Origin of the sequence: Pseudomonas brenneri (assembly GCF_007858285.1) — a bacterium.
Classification (GTDB): domain Bacteria; phylum Pseudomonadota; class Gammaproteobacteria; order Pseudomonadales; family Pseudomonadaceae; genus Aquipseudomonas; species Aquipseudomonas brenneri.
Map to the genome: position 1 here is coordinate 606452 of NZ_VFIL01000003.1, position 6974 is coordinate 613425.

At 59.5% G+C, this 6974-nt stretch carries 7 protein-coding genes; 3 read left to right on the forward strand and 4 right to left on the reverse strand.

What is annotated here, in order from left to right:
* The first annotated feature begins 57 nt into the window (after positions 1–57).
* Positions 58–1218, forward strand: coding sequence for a cysteine desulfurase family protein (locus FJD34_RS09405; RefSeq protein ID WP_032862729.1), 1161 nt, complete (start codon positions 58–60; stop codon positions 1216–1218).
* A gap of 37 nt (positions 1219–1255) precedes the next feature.
* Positions 1256–3064: an aminopeptidase P family protein gene (locus FJD34_RS09410; RefSeq protein ID WP_090291492.1), complete on the forward strand. Its 1809-nt coding sequence runs from the start codon at positions 1256–1258 to the stop codon at positions 3062–3064.
* 45 nt (positions 3065–3109) lie between these two features.
* Here FJD34_RS09410 and FJD34_RS09415 read toward each other — a convergent pair whose 3' ends face one another.
* Positions 3110–3700: a 2-hydroxychromene-2-carboxylate isomerase gene (locus FJD34_RS09415; protein ID WP_032862726.1), complete on the reverse strand. Its 591-nt coding sequence runs from the start codon at positions 3698–3700 to the stop codon at positions 3110–3112.
* Positions 3701–3736: 36 nt separating this feature from the next.
* Positions 3737–4468: an SDR family oxidoreductase gene (locus FJD34_RS09420; RefSeq protein ID WP_032862725.1), complete on the reverse strand. Its 732-nt coding sequence runs from the start codon at positions 4466–4468 to the stop codon at positions 3737–3739.
* Between the two features lie 91 nt (positions 4469–4559).
* On the opposite strand from FJD34_RS09420, the gene FJD34_RS09425 reads away from it, so the two are divergent.
* A complete protein-coding gene (locus FJD34_RS09425) occupies positions 4560–5120 on the forward strand; it encodes a TetR/AcrR family transcriptional regulator (protein WP_090291490.1) in 561 nt (186 codons plus the stop codon).
* Between the two features lie 4 nt (positions 5121–5124).
* Here FJD34_RS09425 and FJD34_RS09430 read toward each other — a convergent pair whose 3' ends face one another.
* Positions 5125–5406, reverse strand: coding sequence for a hypothetical protein (locus tag FJD34_RS09430; protein ID WP_032862722.1), 282 nt, complete (start codon positions 5404–5406; stop codon positions 5125–5127).
* Positions 5407–5575: 169 nt separating this feature from the next.
* Positions 5576–6463, reverse strand: a complete 888-nt coding sequence (gene rhtA, locus FJD34_RS09435) for a threonine/homoserine exporter RhtA (RefSeq protein WP_032862721.1) — start codon at positions 6461–6463, stop codon at positions 5576–5578.
* Between the last annotated feature and the right edge of the window lie 511 nt (positions 6464–6974).

Consider the following 6974-nt stretch of genomic DNA (forward strand, 5'->3'; position numbering starts at 1 on the left):
TGGTCGCTGCCCCTGGGACGCTGATCTCGGGAACATGCTCTGCGGGTCTTTAACGTCATGAATAAACGTCCTTTGTATTTCGACTACGCCGCCACCACACCGGTGGATGAGCGGGTCATCCAGGTCATGGTCGAGTGTCTGGGTTTCAACGCCAATTTCGGTAACCCTGCGTCCAGCTCCCACGCGTTTGGCCAACAGGCCCGGCACACGGTCGAGCAGGCGCGTCGGCAGGTAGCGGAGTTGGTCGGCGCCCAGCCCGAGCAGATCGTCTGGACCTCCGGTGCCACCGAGTCCAACAACCTTGCGCTCAAGGGCGTAGCCCAGGCGCGCGGCGTGGCCGGTGGTCATATGATCACCAGCCAGATCGAGCACAAGGCGACGCTGGACACCGCGCGCCAATTGCAGGACGCCGGAATTGCCGTGACCTACCTGGTGCCGGACGCCGACGGCCTGATCACCGTCGAGGCCGTCAGCCAGGCACTGCGTGAAGACACGTTCCTGGTGTCGTTGATGCTGGTCAACAATGAGCTGGGTACGCTCAATGACATCCCGGCCATCGGCGTGCGGGTGCGTGAGCATGGCGCGCTGTTGCATGTGGATGCGGCGCAAGGGGCGGGCAAGGTCGAGATTGACCTGGCGCGTTGGCCGGTCGACCTGATGTCGTTTTCTGCGCACAAGCTGTATGGCCCCAAAGGCATCGGCGCGTTGTATGTCGGGCCGCGAGCACAGCAGAACGTCACGGCGCAGATCCACGGTGGCGGTCATGAAGGCGGGCTGCGTTCCGGCACCCTGGCGACCCACCAGATCGCGGGCATGGGCAGCGCCTTTGCGTTGGCTGCGCACTCCTTTGCCGAAGAGTCGGCGGGCATTGTCGCCCTGCGCGAGCGTCTGCTTGAGCAAGTGCTGAGCATCCCCGGCGTGCGCCTGAATGGCAGCGCCACCCAGCGCATTCCCCACACCTTGAGCCTGACCTTCAGTGAAGGCGAGTTCAATTCGGCAGCCTTGAGCGCCGGCATTGCCTTTTCGGCAACCTCCGCCTGCAATTCGGCCAGCAATGCACCCTCCCATGTGCTGCTTGCCCTGGGGCATGATGCGCGCAGTGCCGGCCGCACCATTCGCCTGAGCCTGGGGCGGTTTACCACCGAGCAGGATATCGATCAGGCAGTGCAATTGATCAAGGCCGCGTTGGCCAGCGCACCGGCCTTCTGGGCAGTTTGAAACACATAACAATTATTAGTGGTTAGCAGGAGACAAGATGAGTACGCAGCCTTTGACCCATGGAACGGTTCCCCAGCGCCTGGCGCATACCCGCGAGTTGATGAAACGGGAGGGCATCGATGCCCTGCTGGTTCCATCCGCCGACCCGCACCTGTCCGAATACTTGCCGGGCTACTGGCAGGGGCGGCAGTGGTTGTCGGGGTTTCATGGGTCGGTAGGCACGTTGATCGTCACGCCTGATTTCGCCGGCGTCTGGGCTGACAGCCGTTACTGGGAGCAGGCGGCCAAGGAGCTCAGCGGTAGCGGCATTGAGTTGGTGAAGCTGCAACCGGGGCAGTCCGGCCCGCTGGAATGGCTGGGCGAACACACCCCGGAAGGCGGGGTATTGGCGGTGGATGGTGCGGTGATGGCCGTTGCGTCGGCCCGCACCCTGGGCGGCAAGTTGGCGGAGCGTGGTGCTCGCCTGCGTACTGACATCGATTTGTTGAGTGAAGTCTGGACCGACCGTCCGGCGCTGCCAAACCAGCCGATCTACCAGCACCTGCCGCCCCAGGCCACTGTCAGCCGAGGCGAAAAACTCGCTGCACTGCGCGCCGGCCTGAAGGACAAGGGTGCGGATTGGCATTTCATCGCCACCCTGGATGACATCGCCTGGCTGTTCAACCTGCGTGGTGCAGATGTTTCGTTCAACCCGGTGTTTGTGTCATTCGCCCTGATCAACCAGCAGCAGGCAACCCTGTTTGTTGCCCTCGGCAAGGTCGATGCCCCGTTGCGTGAAGTGCTGGAACAGGATGGCGTGACGCTGCGTGACTACAGTGAAGTGGCGGCGGCCCTGGGTGAAGTGCCGGACGGTGCCAGCCTGCAGGTCGACCCGGCGCGCGTGACCGCAGGGTTGCTGGATAACCTGGGCAGTGGCGTCAAGCTTGTGGAAGGCCTCAACCCGACCACGCTGGCCAAGTCCCGCAAAAGCCTGGCGGATGCCGAGCATATTCGCCGGGCGATGGAGCAGGATGGCGCGGCCCTGTGCGAGTTTTTCGCCTGGCTGGACTCGGCCCTGGGGCGCGAGCGCATTACCGAGCTGACGATTGACGAGCACTTGACGGCTGCGCGTACCCGGCGCCCGGATTATGTGTCGCTGAGCTTCAATACCATCGCCGCCTTCAATGGCAATGGCGCGATGCCGCATTACCATGCGACCGAAGAAGAGCATGCGGTGATCGAAGGTGATGGCCTGTTGTTGATTGATTCTGGCGGCCAATACCTGGGCGGCACCACCGATATCACGCGGATGGTGCCAATCGGCACGCCGAGCGAGGAACAAAAACGCGATTGCACTCGTGTGCTCAAGGGGGTGATTGCGCTGTCGCGTGCGCATTTCCCCAAGGGCATTCTCTCGCCCTTGCTGGACGCCATCGCCCGTGCGCCGATCTGGGCCGAGGGTGTGGATTACGGTCATGGCACCGGTCACGGGGTTGGCTACTTCCTCAATGTTCATGAAGGTCCGCAGGTGATTGCCTACCAGGCTGCGGCCGCACCGCAAACCGCGATGCAGCCGGGAATGATCACCTCCATTGAGCCGGGTACCTACCGCCCGGGTCGTTGGGGGGTGCGTATCGAGAACCTGGTGTTGAACCGCGAGGCGGGCAAGACCGAGTTCGGCGAATTCCTCAAGTTCGAAACCCTGACCCTGTGCCCGATCGATACCCGTTGCCTGGTGCCGTCATTGCTGACGACCGAGGAGCGCCAGTGGTTCAACGACTATCACGTTGAGGTGCGTCATCGCTTGAGCCCGTTGCTCAGTGGCGCTGCGTTGGAGTGGTTGCAGGTGCGTACGGCTGCCATCTAAGGGGCGGCCGCTCGCAGGCGCAGGCTTGCGAGCGGCTTGCAGGTCTTAGCTCAAGGCTTCGCGGACAAAATCCAGGCGATCCTGGCCGAAGAACAGCTGTTGACCGACAAACAGGCTAGGTGCACCAAACACGCCCCGGGCAATCGCCTCTTCGGTCTTGTGCTTGAGGGTGTCCTTTACTTCCTCATCCTGGGTCAATTCCAGTACCTGGGCAGGGTCGAAGCCGTGTTCGGCCAAGACCGCTGCTACCACTGCCAGATCCCCCAAGTTGCGTCCATCCACCCATAGCGCCCTGAACAGGCAGTCGATGAAGTCGATAAAACGTTCCGGCTGACGGAGTTGAATGCCGGTGACGGCGCGCATCAGTGTCAGGGTGTTGATGGGGAAGTGCGGGTTGAACTTGAGCGGCACGTCGTAACGCTTGGCGTAGCGTGCCAGGTCTTGCAGCATGTAGCGGCCCTTGGCCGCAATTGTGATGGGAGAGGCGTTTCCGGTGGCTTTGAAGATGCCGCCCAGGAGTATGGGCTGATACACCAATTGGCTGCCGGTTTCGGCACAGATTCCGGGCAGTTGGGTATAGGCCAGGTAGGTGGTGGGGCTGCCGAGGTCGAAGAAAAATTCCAGGGTTTTGCTCATGTCGGATGCTCGCTGCTTATTGTTATGTAGGCGTGCTTACCAGGTTTCGTTCCAGGGGCGCAGATCCAACTCGAAGGTCCAGGCATCCCGTGGCTGGCTGTGCAGGTACCAATAGTTGTCGGCAATATGTGCGGGATCAAGGATGCCATCCTGGTCCTTGAGCGCGTATTTGGTTGGGAAGTTGTCGCGGATGAAGTCCGTATCGATGGCGCCATCCACCACCACATGAGCCACATGGATGTTCATCGGGCCAAGCTCGCGCGCCATGCTTTGAGCGAGGGCGCGAATCCCATGTTTGGCCCCGGCGAAGGCAGCGAAGCCAGCGGCGCCGCGCAACCCGGCGGTGGCACCGGTAAACAGGATCGTCCCGCGTCGGCGGGTTGCCATGCGCTTTGCTACTTCCCGGGCATTCAGGAAGCCGGAGAAGCAGGCCATCTCCCATATCTTGAAATACTTGCGTGCGGTTTCTTCCAGAATGCTGCAAGGCACGTTGGCGCCGATGTTGAACACGAAAGCCTCAATCGGACCCCGCTCGCTCTCGATCTGCTCAATCAGCGCGATGACCTCGTCCTCCTTGCGCGCATCGCAGGCAAAACCGTGGGCCTCACCGCCTGCAGCCTGAATGCTGTCCACCAAGGGTTGTAGTTTGTCGGCACTGCGGCGAGTGACGCAGGCTACATAACCCTCACGGGCAAAGCGCTTGGCGATTGCGCCGCCTGTAGCATCACCTGCGCCGACGACCAGTACGATTTTCTTATTCTCAGTCATGGGGAAGTCCTTTGCTAAACGATCGTTAACTAAACGTACGTTATGCTACGATCTGGCAGGCGTCAAGGCACTGTATTCAGGGGGAGAGGCGATGCGCTATTCAGTCAGTCACAAGCAGCAAACCAGAGACAAGCTCCTGCAAAGCAGTGCGGCCCTGGCTAAAAAAGAAGGGTTTGTCAGTGTTGGCGTGGACGGCTTGATGAAGGCTATTGGCTTGAGCGGGGGGGGGTTCTATAGCCACTTTTCGTCCAAGGATGCGCTGTTCAGTTCAATCGTCGAGCGCGAGTTGAGCCAAAGCCTTGAGCGTCTGGGGGCGGGAGACGTGCAGAGTCGCGAGCGCCTGGGGCGGTGCCTGAAGATTTATTTGAGCATGGCCCACGTGGAGCAGGTGCAAGACGGCTGTGCTTTGCCAAGCATGGGGGCGGATATTGCTCGCGCTGATATAGCTGTACGCCAGCAGGCACAGGAGTGGATTTGTCGATTGCAGGCCAACTGGGCGCGGACTCTGGAGAGTGACAGCCTGGCCTGGGCCATTTTGTCCCAGTGCGTGGGCGCATTGGTGGTGGCCAGAATGATGGTCGACCCGCACGTTCAGGAGCAGGTGCTTTCATCGAGCTATAAAGAGCTCAGCCAGAGAATCGCCCAGCAATGACCACTTACTTGCAGAGCACGATCATGCTTCGGCTGGTATAGCCGGCAGGGTTGAGGCCAAAGGGGTAGTCACCCGGCTCTTCACTATTGTCGCCGGACTTGGCGATGACTCTGTAGCCCTTCTTGCCGCACGAGTTGGCTGCGCTGATATAGCACTGGTCCCAGGAGGAGGACAGGCCGGAGCAGTTGATATGCAGCCCTTTCTTTCCGCGTTTGACTTCTGTCTTGGTGGTTGCTGCACACCCTGCAAGGGCGATGACGACAAGCACTATCAAAATTCGCTTCATTACCATCCTTAATAGCCGCGCCGTTGGAATGCCCGATGCTGGCTTTGCTCGCTCTCAAGTGTAGCGTTCGTGGATGTCCCTATTTGAAAAATTCCATGACTGACACCGAGTTACAGCCTAAACATGGCCTAATTGAGCGGCAAATGCCAGAGCTTCGTTAAATCCTGTCTCAATCTGCCGCGACGATTGGCGTTGACTGGCTGCGCATAGTCAGCGTCGCGCCCACGGAGGCCAGGATAATGCAGGCGATAGCCAGCCATTGCGCCAGGGACAGGTATTCCTGGAGGAAAAACAACCCGCAAAGCGCGCCGAATGCGGGCTCGATACTCATCAGGGTGCCGAAGGTACGTGCGGGCAGTCGGGTCAGGGCGACCATCTCCAGGGTGTAGGGGAGGGCGGTGGAAAGAATCGCCACGCCGATGGCGATTGGAATCAGTGCGGGTGTCAGCAGGGCGCTACCGGCATGGACGATACCGATAGGCGCGACAAACAGTGCAGCAATCATCACACCGAGGGCGGCTGTCTGGACACCGTTGTCTGCGCCAGCCTTCTGCCCGAACAGAATATAGAGGGCCCAGCAAATACCCGCGCCCAATGCATAGGCGGCGCCGGTCAAGTCGATGCCTTGGCTGGCTTCGCCAACCGGTATCAATAGCAGCAGGCCGATGATGGCCAAGGCTATCCACAGGAAGTCGACGGCACGCCGCGAAGCATAGATGGCAACGGCCAGTGGGCCGGTGAACTCAAGGGCCACCGCAATCCCTAGGGGCACGGTGCGCAATGACATATAGAAGAGGAAGTTCATGCCGCCAAGCGCCATCCCGTAGACGATGACGGTGCGCAGCGACTTGGCGGTGAGTTTTGCACGCCAGGGACGAAGCAATAGCAGCATGATGATGCTGGCGAAAACCAGGCGCAGCGTAGTGGTGCCTTGGGCGCCTACGACAGGGAACATGCTTTTGGCCAGCGAGGCGCCCGACTGGATCGAGGCCATGGCAATGAGCAGCAGGCCGACAGGGAAAAGCGCGGAGCCCAGGCTGCGGGATGAGGTGGTCATTGGGGGTGTTTGTCCAGGGTCATATAAAGGCAGAAGCCGCTATGATGATCAACTGGTTCAGAATGGGCAATATATTGCTCAGTTTTGTGCGTCTTCTCTAATAGAACAGAGGGCTTTTGGGTATATCGATAGAAAAACTAAATTAACGGTTGACGGCGATTTATATCTGTCTATAATTCGCCCCACTTCCGGCGCAGTCGAAACGGAAAACTCCTTGGTAAACAGTGAGTTACGCAGTTTTCGGCAGCAGGTTGCTTCAGTTCATCGAAGCCAAAAGGAAGTTGAAAAAGAGGTGTTGACAGCAGCGTGTAACGCTGTAGAATTCGCCTCCCGCTGACGAGAGATCGAAGGCGCAAGTGGTTGAAGTTGTTAAGGATTCCTTGGAAACTTCTGAAAATAATCACTTGACAGCAAATGAGGCTGCTGTAGAATGCGCGCCTCGGTTGAGACGAAAGATCTTAACCAACCGCTCTTTAACAACTGAATCAAGCAATTCGTGTGGGTGCTTGTG